The sequence below is a fragment of the Micromonospora sp. LZ34 genome, assembly GCF_052981855.1.
This window is the reverse complement of sequence record NZ_JBRIQN010000001.1, coordinates 116,279-132,298: the sequence shown is the minus strand read 5'-3', so window position 1 is coordinate 132,298 and position 16,020 is coordinate 116,279. Positions and strand designations below refer to the sequence as shown.

Annotated in this window: 11 protein-coding genes and 2 pseudogenes; 6 read left to right on the top strand and 7 right to left on the bottom strand. The window is 75.5% G+C overall.

The genetic code is table 11. The features are described 5' to 3' along the window. Positions 1–26: 26 nt before the first annotated feature. Positions 27–1,425 (bottom strand): annotated as a pseudogene (gene eccD / locus ACVCAH_RS00570) (type VII secretion integral membrane protein EccD). A 101-nt stretch (positions 1,426–1,526) separates the two neighbouring features. Here eccD and eccCa point away from each other — a divergent pair. From eccCa to ACVCAH_RS00555, 3 genes and pseudogenes are all read left to right on the top strand, one after another. Further along, positions 1,527–5,464 (top strand): annotated as a pseudogene (eccCa, locus tag ACVCAH_RS00565) (type VII secretion protein EccCa). Between the two features lie 76 nt (positions 5,465–5,540). Continuing rightward, positions 5,541–6,869: a type VII secretion-associated serine protease mycosin gene (mycP, locus tag ACVCAH_RS00560; protein WP_447134035.1), complete on the top strand. Its 1,329-nt coding sequence runs from the start codon at positions 5,541–5,543 to the stop codon at positions 6,867–6,869. A gap of 141 nt (positions 6,870–7,010) precedes the next feature. Next, on the top strand, positions 7,011–7,754 hold the full coding sequence (locus ACVCAH_RS00555) for a phosphatase PAP2 family protein (RefSeq protein WP_447134034.1): 744 nt from the start codon (positions 7,011–7,013) through the stop codon (positions 7,752–7,754). Positions 7,755–7,915: 161 nt separating this feature from the next. On the opposite strand, the gene ACVCAH_RS00550 is transcribed toward ACVCAH_RS00555, so the two are convergent. The 6 genes from ACVCAH_RS00550 to ACVCAH_RS00525 all read right to left on the bottom strand — a co-directional run bounded on the left by ACVCAH_RS00550 (position 7,916) and on the right by ACVCAH_RS00525 (position 13,252). Continuing rightward, entirely contained in the window at positions 7,916–9,094 is a 1,179-nt protein-coding gene (locus ACVCAH_RS00550; protein WP_447134033.1) for a MarP family serine protease, read from the bottom strand. Positions 9,095–9,157: 63 nt separating this feature from the next. Then, a complete protein-coding gene (locus tag ACVCAH_RS00545) occupies positions 9,158–9,850 on the bottom strand; it encodes an NUDIX hydrolase (RefSeq protein WP_447134032.1) in 693 nt (230 codons plus the stop codon). Beyond that, positions 9,847–10,467, bottom strand: a complete 621-nt coding sequence (locus tag ACVCAH_RS00540) for a TlpA family protein disulfide reductase (RefSeq protein WP_447134031.1) — start codon at positions 10,465–10,467, stop codon at positions 9,847–9,849. The genes ACVCAH_RS00545 and ACVCAH_RS00540 overlap by 4 nt, the downstream gene beginning before the upstream one ends. Before the next feature lie 55 nt (positions 10,468–10,522). Then, positions 10,523–11,311 (bottom strand): endonuclease III, encoded by a 789-nt coding sequence (nth, locus tag ACVCAH_RS00535; RefSeq protein ID WP_447134030.1) that lies wholly within the window; start codon positions 11,309–11,311, stop codon positions 10,523–10,525. Between the two features lie 61 nt (positions 11,312–11,372). After that, positions 11,373–12,533 carry a CapA family protein gene (locus ACVCAH_RS00530; protein WP_447134029.1) on the bottom strand — a complete coding sequence of 387 codons (1,161 nt, stop codon included), beginning with the start codon at positions 12,531–12,533 and terminating at the stop codon, positions 11,373–11,375. A 56-nt stretch (positions 12,534–12,589) separates the two neighbouring features. Next, the gene (locus ACVCAH_RS00525) at positions 12,590–13,252 is read right to left on the bottom strand and encodes an adenosylcobinamide amidohydrolase (protein ID WP_447134028.1); all 663 of its coding nucleotides are present in this window, start codon (positions 13,250–13,252) and stop codon (positions 12,590–12,592) included. A 218-nt stretch (positions 13,253–13,470) separates the two neighbouring features. Here ACVCAH_RS00525 and ACVCAH_RS00520 point away from each other — a divergent pair, with 218 nt between their 5' ends. The 3 genes from ACVCAH_RS00520 to ACVCAH_RS00510 all read left to right on the top strand — a co-directional run bounded on the left by ACVCAH_RS00520 (position 13,471) and on the right by ACVCAH_RS00510 (position 16,008). Beyond that, positions 13,471–14,148 carry a Crp/Fnr family transcriptional regulator gene (locus tag ACVCAH_RS00520; RefSeq protein WP_007073398.1) on the top strand — a complete coding sequence of 226 codons (678 nt, stop codon included), beginning with the start codon at positions 13,471–13,473 and terminating at the stop codon, positions 14,146–14,148. 132 nt (positions 14,149–14,280) lie between these two features. Then, on the top strand, positions 14,281–15,024 hold the full coding sequence (locus ACVCAH_RS00515) for a metallophosphoesterase family protein (protein ID WP_447134027.1): 744 nt from the start codon (positions 14,281–14,283) through the stop codon (positions 15,022–15,024). A 378-nt stretch (positions 15,025–15,402) separates the two neighbouring features. Beyond that, positions 15,403–16,008, top strand: a complete 606-nt coding sequence (locus tag ACVCAH_RS00510; RefSeq protein ID WP_447134026.1) for a TetR/AcrR family transcriptional regulator — start codon at positions 15,403–15,405, stop codon at positions 16,006–16,008. Positions 16,009–16,020: the final 12 nt, after the last annotated feature.

Sequence of the window (16,020 nt, the reverse complement as noted above, 5' to 3'; positions counted from 1 at the left end):
GACGTTCGAACGGGCCCGGGGGCCGCTCAGCCGAGCAGCCCCCGGGCCCGTTCGTACAGGTCGAGCACCGCGCAGGCGACCGGGACCACGGAGACCACCAGCGCGGTGTCGGTCAGGTCGGCGAGCCGGCCGAGGTACGGGGAGACCGGCCGGGAGGCGTACGTGCTGCCCGCCGCCACCGCCAGCAGGGCCACCGCCAGCCCGCCGACGACCAGCACCAGCCGGCCGGCCGGACCGGAGCCGGCGGCGAGCACGGCCCCCAGCACGGCGTACCCGGCCAGCCCGGCGGCCACCGTCGGCACCCGGTGCCGCAGCGCCACGAACAGCCGGGAGCGCAGCAGCAGCACGGCCCCGGCGACCGCGACGAGCACCCGGCCGGCGGTCCCGCCGGCGACGCCGAGCACCAGCGCGGCGGCGACCGCCAGCACCGCGTGCCCGAGCAGCATCCCGGTCAGCATCTCCTCGGTGCGGGCCACCGCCGCGTAGACCCGACCCCGGTCGGGCAGGTCCCGGGCCCGGTCGTCACCGGGGGCGCCGGTGGGCAGGGTGATCGGCGGCAGCGGCACCTCGCCCAGCCGGATGGCCAGCAGCGGGACCGCGCCGACGGCGAAAGACCAGGACGCAGAGCAGCACCGCGGCGGTGCCGGCCGGGTCGAGCAGCAGCCCGCCGAGGGCGGCCAGCGCGCCGGCCGCTCCGACCACGGCGCCGGCCACGAAGACCCGCAGCCGGGTGGCGATGCCGGCCAGCCCGAGCACCGACACCAGCAGCAGCGCCACCGAGCCGGCCAGCAGTTCCGGCGCGCCCAGCCAGCGCAGCGGGGCGAGCGGGCCGACCGGGTCGCCGGAGCCGACCGCGAGGGCGCCGGCCGCGGCCGCGTACGGCAGCGCGTAGCCGCCCAGGGTGGCGCCGACCGGCCCGTCCCCGTGCGCCCGGGACGCCACCGTGCCGGCCAGGGTGAGCAGCAGCGCCACCACCGCCGCGGCGGGCCAGCCGGCGCCGCGCCCCGGACCGCCGGCGAGCACGGCGAGCAGGCCCACCCCGAGCGGCACCGCCGCCCCGGCCAGCACGGCGGCCCGGGTGGCCGCGGGCGACCAGGCGCCGCCCCGCCGCCGGGCGCCGTCGGCGATCGCCTCCACCACGTCGTCGTACTCCAGCTCGGGCCACTCGGCGCGGGCCGGCACCAGGTGCAACACCTCGCCGTCCCGGACGCCCTGCGGCAGCAGCGCCTGCGCGGTGGCCAGCACCGCCCCATCGGTACGCCGCAGCACCCAGCCGCCGTGCCGCTCGCCGTCGTCGGCCAGCCCCTCACCGGCGTGCCGCAGCACCTCCGGCAGCAGCTCGGCGAGCGGGACCTGTTCCGGCAGCGCGACGTCCACCCGCCGCTGCGGAGCGCTGATGGTCACCCGGGCCAACCCGATTGTCATCGACCGATCTCCATATCGAGCGGTTTTGGTGGCTGCGCGGACGACAGGACTTTACCTACGATGAGCCAGGCTCGGGTCACCGTGCGTTGTCAGGAGGTTGGGTGTCCACTGTCGTCATCAAGCGGCCACCTCGACGCCCGGCGCCGGAGATCCCGGTCGGCGAGCTGCCGGTGGAGGCGCCGCCGGAGATCCCCGCGGTCACCGGCGGGCGCTGGCAGCAGCTGCTGATGGTGCTGCCGATGCTCGGCGGCACGGTGGCCATGGCGATGATGTTCGGCCGCGGCGGCGGGGCCTACTCGTACGTGGTCGGCGGCATGTTCGGCCTCTCCTCGCTGGCCATGCTGGTGACCTCGTGGGGCAGCGCCTCCGGCACGCCGAAGAAGTCGGAGATGATGGCGGCCCGCCGGGAGTACCTGCGGCACCTGACCGCGCTGCGCCGGCGGGTCCGGCAGACCGCCGGCCAGCAGCGCGCGGGACTCTACTACCGGCATCCGGACCCGGGCCGGCTCTGGTCCACGGTGGAGAGCCACCGGGTCTGGGAGCGCCGGCCGGTCGACCCGGACTTCGCGGTGGTCCGGGTCGCCGTCGGGCCGCAGACCCTGGCGACGCCGCTGGTCCCGCCGGTCACCCGCCCGCTCGAGGAGCTGGAGCCGATGACCGCGGGCGCGCTGCGCCGCTTCCTGGACGCGTACTCGGTGGTGCCCGACCTGCCGGTGGCGCTGTCGCTGCGCAGCTTCGCCCGGGTCCACCTGAAGGCCACGCCGGCCGGCGACGGCCGGGCGCTGGCCCGCGCGATGCTCACCCAGCTGGCCGTCTTCCACGCCCCCGACGAGCTGCTCGTCGCGGTCTGCACCGGGCCGGAACGGCGGAACGCCTGGGAGTGGGTGAAATGGCTGCCGCACGCCCACCACCCCGGCCGTACCGACGCGCTGGGCCCGGTGCGGCTGGTCACCAGCGCCGCCGCCGAGCTGGAACGGCTGCTCGACGACGTGCTGGCCAGCCGGTCCCGGTTCAGCCCGGCCGGGCCGGCCATGGACGGGCCACACGTGGTGGTGGTGCTCGACGGCGGCGACCTCACCGGAGCCACCGACCTGACCGGGGACGGCGGCATCGACGCCGTGACGGTCATCGACCTGGACACCGCGCCGCCGCGCCTGCTGGACCGGTTCGCGCTGCTGCTGGAGCTGCGCGACGGTCGGCTGCACTCGCACTCTGCCGAGGGACACGTCGAGGTGGGCACCGCCGACCGGTTGGAGCTGGCCGACGCCGAGGCGGTCGCCCGCCGGTTGGCGCCGCTGCGGCTGGCCAGCGCACCCCGCGGCCCGGACGCCCCGGCCGGCGCCGAACCGGGGCTGCCCGAGCTGCTCGGGCTCGGCGACCCGGAGAGCTTCACCGCCGAGCGCAGGGCTGGCTGCCCCGGTCGCCGCGCGAGCGGTTGCGGGTGCCGATCGGGGTGGGCACCGACGGCGGCCCCATCGAACTGGACCTCAAGGAGTCCGCCCAGGACGGGATGGGCCCGCACGGCCTGCTGATCGGGGCCACCGGCTCCGGCAAGTCCGAGCTGCTGCGCACGCTGGTGCTCGGGCTGGCCGCCACGCACAGCTCGGAGCAGCTCAACTTCGTGCTGATCGACTTCAAGGGCGGCGCTACCTTCGCCTCCTTCGACCGGCTGCCGCACACCGCCGCGGTGATCACCAACCTGGCCGACGCCCTGCCGCTGGTCGACCGGATGGTCGACGCGATCAACGGCGAGCTGGTCCGCCGCCAGGAACTGCTCCGCCGGGCCGGCAACTTCGCCAGCCTGCGCGACTACGAGCGGGCCCGGGCCGCCGGCACCCCGCTCGCCCCGCTGCCCTCGCTGCTGCTGATCTGCGACGAGTTCTCCGAGCTGCTCTCGGCCAAGCCCGACTTCATCGACCTCTTCGTACAGATCGGCCGGCTGGGGCGGTCGCTCGGCGTACACCTGCTGCTGGCGAGCCAGCGGTTGGAAGAGGGGCGACTACGAGGACTCGATACCCACCTGTCGTACCGGATCGGGTTGCGGACCTTCTCCGCGCTGGAGTCCCGGACGGTGCTCGGGGTGCCGGACGCGTACGAGCTGCCCCGCTCGCCCGGCCACGGCTACCTGCGCTTCGGCACCGAGCCGCTGGTCCGGTTCAAGGCCGCGTACGTCTCCGGGGCGGTGCGCCGGCACCCCGTCGCCGCCGGTGCGGGCGGTGCCGGCAACCCCCGCCTGCTCGCCTTCTCCACCCACTACGTGCCGCCGCCGGAGCCGGCCGGGCCGGCCGCGCCACCCGCCGACGAGGACGCCACGGAGAGCCTGCTCGAGCTGCTGGTCGGCCGGCTGGCCGGGCAGGGCCCGCCGGCGCACCAGGTCTGGTTGCCGCCGCTGGGCCGCCCACCGGCGCTGGACGAGCTGCTCGGCCCGGCCGGCGTCGACCCGGCGCGCGGGCTGACCGTCGGCAACCCGGAGCTGCACGGCGCGCTCCAGGTGCCGGTCGCCGTGGTCGACAAACCGTTCGAGCAGCGCCGCGACCTGCTCTGGCTGGCGCTGGACGGCGCCGCCGGGCACGTGGCGGTGGTCGGTGCGCCGCAGAGCGGGAAGTCGACCGCGCTGCGCACGCTGATCTGCGCGCTGGCCCTCACCCACACCCCGGCCGAGGTGCAGGTCTACTGCCTCGACTTCGGCGGCGGCGGGCTGGCCGGGCTGCGCGACCTGCCGCACGTCGGCGGGGTCGCCGGGCGCACCGACCCGACCGCCGTCCGGCGTACGGTCGGCGAGATCGCCACCCTGCTGGTCGATCGGGAGCGGCGCTTCGCGGAGCTGGGCGTGGAGTCGATGGCCGCCTGGCGGCAGCGCCGTGCCGCGCTGGCCGGCACCGGCCCGTCGGCCACCGACCCGTTCGGCGACGTGTTCCTCGTGGTCGACGGCTGGGCCACCCTGCGCGCCGAGTACGACGACCTGGAGCCGCTGATCACCGACCTCGCCACCCGGGGCCTGTCCTACGGGGTGCACGTGGTGGCGACGGCGCTGCGCTGGCTGGACTTCCGGCCGGCCATCCGGGACCTCTTCGGTTCCCGGCTGGAGCTGCGCCTCGGCGACCCGGCCGACTCGCTGGTGGCGCGGCGGGCCGCGGCGAACGTGCCGGAGCAGAGCGCCGGCCGGGGCATCACCGCGGAGAGCCTGCACTTCCTCACCGCGCTGCCGCAGCTCGCCGCCGGTGGGGACACCGCCGACCTGGTCAAGCAGGTGGCCGCCGGCTGGCCCGGGCCGGGCGCGCCGCGGGTCCGGCTGCTCCCGCCGGTGCTCCCGTACGCCGACCTCGACCTGACCGCGACGACCGGGCTGCGCCTGCCGGTCGGGGTGGCCGAGGCGGACCTGCGCCCGGTGGTGCTGGACTTCGCCACCGAGCCGCACTTCGTGGTCTTCGGCGACGGCGAGTGCGGCAAGTCGTCGTTCCTGCGCGCGCTGGCCACGTCGATCATCACCCGGTTCACCCCGGAGCAGGCCCGGGTGATCCTGGTCGACTACCGGCGCAGCCTGCTCGGCGCGATCGAGTCGCCGCACCTGATCGGCTACGGCACCGCCGCCGCGCACACCGCCGACCTGATCGAGTCGGCCGCCGGCTACCTGCAGGCCCGGCTCGCCGGCCCGGAGGTCACCCCGGCGCAGTTGCGGGAGCGGTCGTGGTGGTCCGGGCCGGAGCTGTTCGTGCTGGTGGACGACTACGACCTGGTCGCCAGCGGGCCGGCCAACCCGTTGCGGGCGTTGGAGGAGCACCTGCCGCACGCCCGCGACGTCGGGCTGCACCTGGTGCTGGCCCGCCGCTCCGGCGGCGCCGGCCGGGCCCAGTACGAGCCGATCGTGCAGCGGCTGCGGGAGCTCTCCACGGCCGGGCTGGTGATGGCCGGCAGCCCGGACGAGGGGGCGCTGGTCGGCCCGGTCCGGCCCGGGCCGCTGCCGCCGGGGCGGGGTCGGTTGGTCACCCGGCGCGAGGGCGTACGCCTCGTGCAGCTGGCCCACCTGCCGCCACCGTGACAGGGTGTCCCCGGATCGCCCCGGAAGAGGGGGTGGAACCGGTAATCTCCGATCGTCGTCTTTCCGGAACCGATGAATGGCTGGGGATGTGACCAGGGTGCGGCAGGGTCGTCCGCCGACGGCGCGACGGGTCGCCGGCCGGGCGCTGCTCGGTGTGGCGGCCACGGTCGTGTCGCTCGCCGGTTCGGTGCCCGCCGCCGCCGCGCCCGCCGCGCGACCGGTCGCCGGCCCACCGGCGGCGTTCGCGCCGGCGGACAGCCAGGCCCGCGCCGACCAGGTCCGCGACGAGCAGTGGCAGCTCGACGAGCTGAGGGCGAAGACGGCCTGGCGCAACTCGACCGGGCGCGGGGTCACCGTCGCGGTCATCGACTCCGGTGTGGACGCCGACCACCCCGACCTGGCCGGCCAGGTGCTGCCCGGCCTCGATCTGGTCGCCCCGGAGGGCGCCGGCGACCCGGACCCGGTCGGCCACGGCACCACGGTGGCCGGGCTGATCGCCGGGCGCAACGACGACAACCGGGGTGTGGTCGGCCTCGCGCCCGACGCCAAGATCCTGCCGGTGCGGGTGCTGGACGACAAGAACCGCTACGACGACGCGTTGATCGTCGCCAAGGGCGTGCGCTGGGCCGTCGACAACGGCGCCCGGGTGATCAACCTGTCCCTCGGCGGCGGTGGCGACAGTCCGGCGCTGGCGGCGGCGCTCGACTACGCCTTCGCCCGGGACGTGGTGGTGGTCGCCTGCACCGGCAACCTCGCCACCTCGACAAACTCCAAGGTCTGGTACCCCGCCCGGGAACCGGGTGTGATCGCGGTGTCCGGCCTCGACCGGGACAGCGAGAACCTCTGGTCCGGCGCGATCACCGGCCGCGCCACCGTGCTCACCGCCCCGGCCACCGGGCTGGTCGGCGCCCGGCCGCCCGGCGGCTACTGGCGGGTGCAGGGCACGAGCTTCGCGGCGCCGCTGGTCGCCGCCACGGCCGCGCTGGTCCGGGCCCGATACCCGGAGATGTCCGCCGGCGACGTGGTCAATCGTCTGCTGGCCACCGCACGCGACATCGGCCCCGCCGGCCGGGACGACCGCTTCGGGTTCGGCCTGGTCGACCCGGTCGCGGCGCTCGACGCCGAGGTGGCCCCGGTGGGCCGCAACCCGCTGGACGACCACTCGTCGCCCGGCGTGGTCGGGTTCGGCCCGGCACCGGGTTCGGCCGAGGCGGCCGGCGCCGGGGCGGACCCGCTGGGCGGCTGGACCTCGCCGCGCCAGCAGAGCCGGTGGACGGCTCAGCCGGCGGGCGCCGAGCACGACTCCACCCCCGAACGGCTCTGGACCGGCGCGGCGCTCTTCGTCGCCCTGCTCACCGGCGCGGCGCTGATGGTGCGCCGGTTCCGGCAGTGGGGAAGTCGCTGACCCGCTCGCGCCGCCCCACCGGGCCGGTTACGCCCGACCGCACCCGGACGACCGGATCACCCCGGCACGGGCCGGACGCCCGAGCCACCCCTTTGCGGGCGAAACGCCTGACACCGCCCCGTCCCGGGTAGAAAAGATGGCATGACCTCGCCCGGCCAGCACACTCTTCCCGCGCCGCCGCGGCCGTCGTGGCGGCGACGCCGGCTGCACCCGGACGACTCGCGCGGCCTCCGGCTCACCCTCGCGGTCGCCGCGGCGTTCGTGGTGCTGGTGCCGTTCGCCCTGCTCGCGCTCCTGGTCCTGGCCGGCTGGCCACCGCTGCGCCACCTGGACGCCACCGTGGCCGAGGCGCTGCACGGCTTCGCCGCCGAGCACCCCGCCTGGGTCCGGCTGATGAGCCTGTGGACCGACGTGTTCGCACCGATGTCCCTACGGATCGGCGCGCTCGCGCTGGTGGTGTGGCTGGCCCGGCGCGGCGCCCGGCAACTGGCGGTCTGGGTGGCCGTCACCATGCTGGTGGGCGGGCTGCTCAGCCCGCTGCTCAAACTGCTCTTCGGCCGGGCGCGGCCGGACCTGCCCGAGCCGGTGGCGCAGGCCGCCGGCCTCGCCTTCCCGTCCGGGCACGCGCTGAATTCCGCCCTGGCCGCCGGGATCCTGCTGGTGGTCTTTCTGCCGTACGCGCGGGAACGGGCCGCCCGCTGGGCGGTGCTCGCCGCCGCGCTGCTGCTGGCCGGGGTGACCGGGTTCAGCCGGCTGGCGCTCGGGGTGCACTGGACCAGCGACGTGCTGGCCGGCTGGCTGCTCGGCACGGCCGTGGTCGCCGCGACCGCCGCCGCCTTCACCATCTGGCGCCACCACCCCCCGTCCGCCGCTCCCCACCCCTGACGCCGCCGGGCCACCCAGCGAGAAGGCCGCACTTTCCCCGAAACTGCGCCCTCGGCGCGGCGGGAGGCAGCACTTACCCCGAAACTGAGGCTTGGTGGGGCGAGCGGGGCGGCACGGTCAGGGACCAGGCGGGGGCTGGCGCCTCGGGGGTGGGCGAGGGGTCAGGTGCACTTGCCGGTGGCGACGCCGCGGGTGCGCTCGGCGCCGGCCAGCGCGACCGGGCGTGCCTCGCCGGCGGTCACCGCGAAGCCGGTGTTCGGGTCGTCGGCGGCCGCCGCGAAGATCACCCCGAGCACCAACCCGTTGGCGGAGAGCAGCGGCCCGCCGGAGTTGCCGCTGCGGACCAGCGCCCGGATGGTGTAGATCTCCCGGGTCACGTCGCCGGAGGCGTAGATGTCCGGCCCGGTGATCCGGTCCACGTCGCGTACCCGGGCCGACTGCGCGTCGTACGGGCCGTCGAGCGGGAAGCCGAGCACGATCGCGTCCGCGCCGCTGCCCGCGTTGCCGGCGGCGAACCGCATCGACGGGCCGGGCAGCCCCGGCACGTAGAGCACGGCCAGGTCCCGGTCCGGGTCGTAGACGACCACCTCGCCGTCGTACCGGTCGCCGTTCAGCTCCACCGCCACCGTGCGGGTGCCCGCCACCACGTGCGCGTTGGTCATCACCCGGTCGTCGGCGTAGACGAAGCCGGAGCCCTCGATCCGGCGCGAGCAGCTCGGCGCGGAGCCGAGCACCTTGACCACCGAGCGCTGGCCGTTGACCACCACCTGGGAGCCGGCGAGCGCCGGGTCGGGCGGCGAGACCTGCCGGGCGGAGGTACGGCCCAACCCGTCGAAGACGTCCGGGAAGCCGTTGGTGTCCACCGTGTCGCGCAGCGCGGTGGAGAGCTGCTGCGCCCGGTCCGGAAGCACCCGGTCGACCACGGTGAGCAGCGCGCTGTTCTTCACCGACGCGGCCAGCCAGGGCAGCGAGGACGACCCGAGCGGCACCGCGACCAGCCAGGCGACCAGCAGCACCGCGAAGATCGAAACGAACGCCCCGCCGATGTCGTCGACCTGCTTGCCCACGTCGCTGGTGATCGTCTTGCGCAGGTGGGAGCCGAGCCAACCGGCGAGCGCCTGGCCGACCACGGCCAGCCCGAAGACCGCCACCAGGGAGATCAGCACCCGGGTGCCGCTGTCGACGAACTGCTGGGCCAGCAGCGGCCCGATCTGGAGGCCGGCGAGGGCGCCCAGGAAGAAGCCCGAGAAGGACAGCAGCCCGATGACGAACCCCTGGCGGTATCCGCTGATCGCGAACACGAGCATGAGCAGCAGCAGGACGAGATCCACGGCGGACACGGGTCAAGCGTACGGGCAGCGCGCTCGCGGGATGACCATCGCTTGCCCAAGGTGACCGTCAGGTCAGCGGAGGGCGCTCTCGTCGACCTCGTCGGTGCCGGCCGACGGCGCCGGGGTGGCGGCGGTCGGCGGCAGCTCGACCACCCGGCCGCGCGGCCACGGTCGCGCCCAGCCGCCCATCTCCAGCAGGGCGGCCAGCACCCCCGCGGTGAAGCCCCACACCAGCATCCCGCGGGCGGAGAAGGCCGGGCCGATCCAGCCGCTCGGGTGCCGCACCCGCATCCGGTTCGCCGGGTCGACCAGCTCGGCGATCGGCAGCCGGGCCACGTGCGCCACCTCGGCGGGTTCCCGGGGGTGCACCGGGTGCGGTGCGTGCCACCAGGCGAGCACCGGGGTCACCACGAAGTCGCTGACCGGGATCCAGAGCCGGGGCAGCTCGGCCAGCACGGTGACGCTGGTCGGGTCGAGGCCGACCTCCTCGTTCGCCTCGCGCAGCGCGGTCGCCGAGGCGTCGGCGTCGTCCGGGTCGGCCGCGCCGCCCGGGAAGGCCGGCTGACCGGCGTGGTTGCGCAGGGTGGCGGCCCGCTGCAGGATCAGCACGTCCGGGCCGACGCCGGGTTCCTCGCCGAGCAGCACCAGCACGGCGCTCTCCCGGCCGCCGTTGTCCGGCGTGGCCAGTCGGGTGAAGTCCTCCGTACGGGCGTCGCCGAGCCGGTTCAGCAGTGGCCCGATCCAGGGCGGTGGCTGCCGGGTCACGCCGGCACCGCCAGGCCCAGGTGCTGCCGGACCAGCGCGGCGAGGCGAGCGTCGTCCAGCGCGCCGGACGCGTCGACGTGCCGCACCCGGCCCTGCCCGTCGACGAAGAGGGTGAGCGGGATGGCGTTGCGGCCCAGCGCCCGTTGCAGCGCCTCACCCTGGTCGATCAGGACCGGGAAGCGGACGCCGAAGTCCTCCCCGATGGACTGCGCGCCGGCGCGGCTGTCACGGCTGTTCACTCCGAGCACCTGGAGCTGGCCGGTGGTGCGCTCGCTGAGCCGCTGGAACGCGGGCAGTTCCTTGCGGCAGGGCGCGCACCAGGAGGCCCAGACGTTGACCACGGCCGGGCCGCGGACGTCCCGGAGGGCGACCGGCGCCCCGCCGGTGAAGCAGTTCAAGGTCAGCTCGGGCAGCGGGTCGCCCGCGCCGGACCCGGCCGGCGCGGCGTTCGCCGGGGTGGCGTCCGGCGCGGCGGTCAGCGCGGCGCAGTCCTGGAACGGGGACGGCCGGCCGGCGGCGGCGCCCTGCCGGGTCGGCGCGGCCTCCTGCCCGGTGCCGGTGCAGCCCGCGGCGGCCAGCAGCAGCGGGACGAGCAGGGCAGCGAACCGCCGGTTCATCGGCTCACCGTGGTTCGCGACTGCGGGGCTCGCCGGACCGGCTCACTCCTCGCGCTCACGGCGCCTCCGCGACGACCGCCTGGGCCGGCACCAGCTCCGGGTCGACCCCGGCGGCCACCGCGAGGTCCCGCGCGCGGGGACCCTTGAGCAGCTTGGCGGCCGCGGCCGGCTCGGTCGGGCCGGTGCCGTAGGACGGGCAGAGCTTGGCCAGCGTGCAGGCGCCGCAGGCCGGCTTGCGGGCGTGGCAGACCCGCCGGCCGTGGAAGATCACCCGGTGCGAGAACATCGTCCAGTCGCGCCGCTCGATGAGCGCCCCGATGGCGTGCTCGACCTTGACCGGGTCGGTCTCGCCGCTCAGCCGCCAGCGGCCGACCAGCCGGTGGAAGTGGGTGTCGACGGTGATGCCGGGCACGTCGAAGGCGTTGCCGAGGATGACGTTGGCCGTCTTGCGACCGATCCCGGGCAGCGTCACCAGGTCGGCCAGCTTGCCGGGCACCCGGCCGTCGTAGCGCTCGACCAGGGCCTGGCCGAGCTTGATCAGCGAGTCGGTCTTGTTGCGGTAGAACCCGGTGGGCCGGATCAGCTCCTCCAGCTCGGCCCGCTGCGCGCCCGCGTAGTCGGCGGCGGTCGGGTAGCGGGCGAAGAGCTTCGGCGTGACCTCGTTGACCTTCTTGTCCGTGCACTGGGCGGAGAGGATCGTGGCCACGGCCAGCTCCAGCGGGTTGGAGTGGTCGAGCTCACAGTGCGCGTCGGGGTGGGTCTCGGTCAGCACCCGGCCGATCTTCCGGGCGCGGCGCTTGCGGCCCAGGTCGGTCTCGGTGGCCCCGGGAGAGCTGGTGGTCACGCCGGCCAGCCTACGTCGCCGGTCCGACGAACCGCCGGGACCCACGCGCCGAGCCGCCGGCTCAGCCCTCCGCCGGGGGGCTGATCTTGCCGGCGTCGTCGAACCGGGCGCCGGTCTTCGGGAAGTCGCTGCGGGTCAGCTGCCGCACCAGGCCCAGGCCCCGGTCGTCGCCGTCCATGGTCGGCTTGCCGGCGGAGTTCATGTACGTCGAGACGAACGAGCCGCCGGCCCAGCTGCCGTCCGGCTTCAGCGACACCTTGAGCACCCCGCCCCAGCCGAGCCGGCCGGCGTTGCTCAGCGAGTTGCCGCCGCCTGCGAAGTTGCCGAGGCTGTAGGCGATCAGGCGGCCCTTGTAGAACTCCATGCCGCGCAGCACGTGCGGGCCGTGCCCGACGATCAGGTCGGCGCCCGCGTCGATCATCGCCTTGGAGAACTTCACCGGGTCGCCCCGGTTCTCGCCGAGGAACAGCTCGGTGCCGGGCCGCACCCGGGTCTTGTCCGACCCCTCGGCGCCCATGTGCACCTGGACCACCACCAGGTCGGCCTTGCCGGCCGCCTTGGTGATCACCTGCTTCGCCTCGGCGATGTCGACCAGGCTGTTCGACCAGACGTACGAGGAGAAGCCGGCGACCGCGACCTTGACCCCCTCCACCTCGACCACGGTGATCTGGTCGGGGGCGCCGGTGTGCGCCAGGTCGTAGCGCTCCAGGGCCTTCTGGGTGTTCTCGTAGCCCTTTGGGCCGTAGTCGTAGCCGTGGTTGTTGGCCTGGTTGAGCAGCTCGAAGCCGGCGTCGCGCAGGTGTGCGGCGTACTCCGGCGGGGCCCGGAACTGGAAGCAGCGGGTCGAGTTGGCGCCGCACTTGCCGGTGCCGGTGTCGACCGTGAGCGGCTCCTCCAGGTTGCCCATCACCAGGTCGGCCGCGAGCGCCTTCTCGACCGAGTCGAAGAAGCCCTTCCCGCCGTTGGCGGGCAGCCGGTTGGGCGCGTTGCCCATGATGATGTCGCCAGTGGCAGAGAGCGAGATCGACTTCTCGGCCGGCTGCTCCGCGGGGGCCGAGCCGACCGGGGCGCCGGTGGCGCCACCGCCCGCGCCGGGCTGCCAGACCGGGTCGCCCGCCGGGTCGCCGCCGCAGCCGGCCGCGAGCAGGGCGGCGAGCAGCGCGACGAGCGCCAGCGCCGGGCGGCGGCGCGGGCGGGGCGGAGTGCGGGCGGCTGCGTACATCGCCCGCGACCCTACCGGTCGGAAAACGGGCGGACGAGGGCCGATCGGCCAGAGATTCAGCCGGCCAGCCGATCGGACCAGGGGACCACGGCGCCGGCCCCGCCGCTCAGCACGGCGGCGTGCACGGCCCGGGCCAGCGGCGCCCCCCAGGCTGAGCGGGGGCCGCCGTACTCGGCGACCGGCCCGTCGGCCGGGCAGAGCACGGTGACCGCGTCGGTGGGGGTGCCGGTGCCCGGCATCCCCAGCTCACCGATCGCCTGCGCCTTCGCCTCGGTGGCCGTGGCGACCGCGTTGACCAGGGCGGCGTCGCCGAGGCGCGCCGGGACGTACAGCACGATGTTGACCGTGCCGACCCGCTGCCCGGGCGCCGCCGGCGCGGGCGCGGCGGCCCAGACCGGGGTGCCGAGCCCGACCGTCGCCCAGGCCCGCACGCCGGTGTCGGTCCGGGCCACCACCTCCGCCACGTCGACGCCGGTCAGCAGGCCCACTCCGACCCCGTCCAGGCCGAGCTGGCCGGCCAGGCCGGCCAGGTGGTCGGCAGGGTCGTCCCGGTCGTACGACATCGGCACGGTCGCGTTGACCACCCACCGCCGCTCCCCGATGCCGCCGCCCAGCGGCGCGGAGCTGACCGCCCGCAGCGGGCGGTCGGCGCGCCAGACCAGCAGCGGCACATCGCGCCCGCCCTCGCGGCGGGTGGTCAGCAGGGGGTCGCTCAGCACGCCGTGACCCTACGACCCGGGGCGTGGCCGGGCCGTCAGGGCCCGGAAATCGCCCGATCCTACTGGTCGGGCGGGTCGGCGGGGTTACGCCCGGGGATCAAGATTCCAGGGGTGCGCCTCTGATTCGCGCTCAACTGTGCCTAGACTTGGCGGCGCGCGAGGGATCAGCGGACGGCGGACCCGGCCGAGAAGACGGCACGCGCAACCGGAGGTGCGCGATGGACGAGGTACTGGCCCGCAGCGGGATCTTCCAGGGAGTCGACCCGGAGGCTGCCGAGGCGCTTGCCAAGGAGATGGAGACGATCGAGGTCCGCAAGGGCGAGGTCGTCTTCAACGAGGGCGAGCCCGGCGACAGTCTCTACATCCTGCTGTCTGGCAAGATCAAGGTCGGCCGCCGGGCGGCGGACGGCCGGCAGAACCTGATCGCGGTGATGGGTCCGTCGGACATGGTCGGCGAGCTGTCGCTCTTCGATCCGGGTCCGCGTACGGCGACCGCCACCGCGGTGACCGACACCCGGCTGGTGCGGCTGCGCAAGCAGGCGCTGCGGCCGTGGCTGAACAACCGGCCGGAGATCGCCGAGCAGCTGCTCCGCGTGCTGGCCCGGAGGCTGCGCCGGACCAACGACTCGCTGGCCGACCTGATCTTCACCGACGTGCCCGGGCGGGTCGCGAAGAACCTGCTCCAGATGGCCGGCCGGTTCGGCACCCGCGACGGCGGCGTGCTGCGGGTGACCCACGACCTCACCCAGGAGGAGATCGCCCAGCTGGTCGGCGCCTCCCGGGAGACCGTGAACAAGGCGCTGGCCGACTTCGCCTCCCGGGGCTGGCTGCGGCTGGACGGCAAGAGCATCATCATCCTCGACCCGGAGCGCCTGGCCCGCCGCGCCCGCGTCTGACCCGGCCGGGCCCGCCCCGGTCGCCGAGCAACCCGGCCCGGACCGCGTCGTCGGTCCGGGCCGTTCGGCTGCTCCGTCTGCCCGGCGCAGAATTCCTGGACCCGACGGCCGTTCCTCGCGCAGGCTGGAGCGATGCTGAACCGGGTCGCCGTGCTCTCCGACATCCACGGGGCGCTGCCCGCGCTGGAGGCCGTGCTGGCCGAGCCGGACGTCGCCGCGGCCGACCTGATCGTGCTCTCCGGCGACATCGCGGCCGGCCCGCAGCCGGTCGAGGTGCTCGACCTGCTCGCCGGCCTCGGCGACCGGGTCTGCTGGGTACGCGGCAACGCCGACCGGGAGCTGGTCGAGGCGCGCGCCGGCCGCGCCTCCCCGATCGAGGTGTCGAACTGGGCCGCCGGGCAGCTCCGCGACGACCAGGTGGCCCGGCTGGCGGCGCTGCCGTTGACGGTGACCCTCGAGGTCGCCGGCCTCGGGCCGGTGCTGTTCTGCCACGCCACCCCGCGCGACGACGAGGAGGTCGTGCTGGTCGACACCCGGATGGCCCGCTGGGCCGAGGTGTTCGCCGACGTGCCGGCCGAGGTGCGGACGGTGGTCTGCGGGCACACCCACATGCCGTTCACCCGGCTGGTCGACCGCCGCCTGGTGGTCAACCCCGGCAGCGTCGGCATGCCGTACGGCGGCCCGGGCGCGTACTGGGCACTGCTCGGGCCGGGCGTGCACCTGCGCCGGACGGACTTCGACGTCGACGCCGCCTGCGTCCGGGTGGCCGCCGAGTCGTCCTTCCCGGACGCCGCGGAGTGGGCCGACGAGTACCTGCGCTCCCGGCACAGCGACGCCGACGCGCTGGCCGTGTTCGCTCCGCGCGACGGTCGCTGACTCCCGACCGAGCCCATCCGGCGGCCCGGCCGGCGGGGACGCCGCCTCGGTCCGGCCGACAGGGCCGCCACCCGCCCGTGGTCGCGCTCCGCCGTCGGCCCGCGCGAGCCCGACGAGGAACACCGGTCAGGTGCCCGACTGCCGGGAAGGGCCCATCCTTGTCAGCCCGGCCGCTGTGGAGCTGAATCGTCTGCGGCATCACCCGCACCCCGATGGCAGCGTCCGCGGTCGCCGTCGGGCCCCGACCGGTCGCAGTCCTGTGAATCGTTTGTGACATCAGCTCCACAGTGCCCGCGCCCGAAGCAGCCCGTCGTCGTCGCAGGCGCCCCCAAAAAAGTCAGGCTTGACTGTTTGTTTCGGGGGCGGCACGCTGTCCCCGTGCCCGCCGCATCGACCCGCGTCCCTCAACAGGAACGCAGCCGCGCCACCCGCACCCGGCTGCTGGAGGCGACCGTCGAGTGCCTGATCGAGCACGGCTGGTCCGGCACCACCACCACGCTCGTCGCGGCCCGGGCCGGCGTCTCCCGGGGCGCCCAGCTGCACCACTACCCCACCAAGGCGGCCCTGGTCATCGCGGCCGTCGACCACCTCGCCGAGCGCCGGGCGGCCGAGCTGCGCACCGAGGCGGAGGCCCTGCCGGCCGGCCCGCAGCGACTCGACCGGGTGGTCGACCTGCTCGGCGCCGCCTTCACCGGGCCGCTCTTCGTCGCCGCCCTGGAACTCTGGGTCGCCGCGCGCACCGACCGGGAGCTGCGCGAGGCCCTGGTGCCACTGGAGGCCCGGGTCGGCCGGGAGATGCACCGCCTCACCGTCGCCCTGCTCGGCGTCGACGAGCGCCGCCCCGGCGTACGCGAGGCCGTCCAGGCCACCCTCGACCTGCTCCGCGGGCTCGGCGTGGCCAACCTGCTCAACGACGACTCGACCCGCCGCGCCGCCCTGCTCGCCACCTGGAAGCGCCAGCTCGCCACCCTGCTCACGCCCTGACGGCCCGTCCCG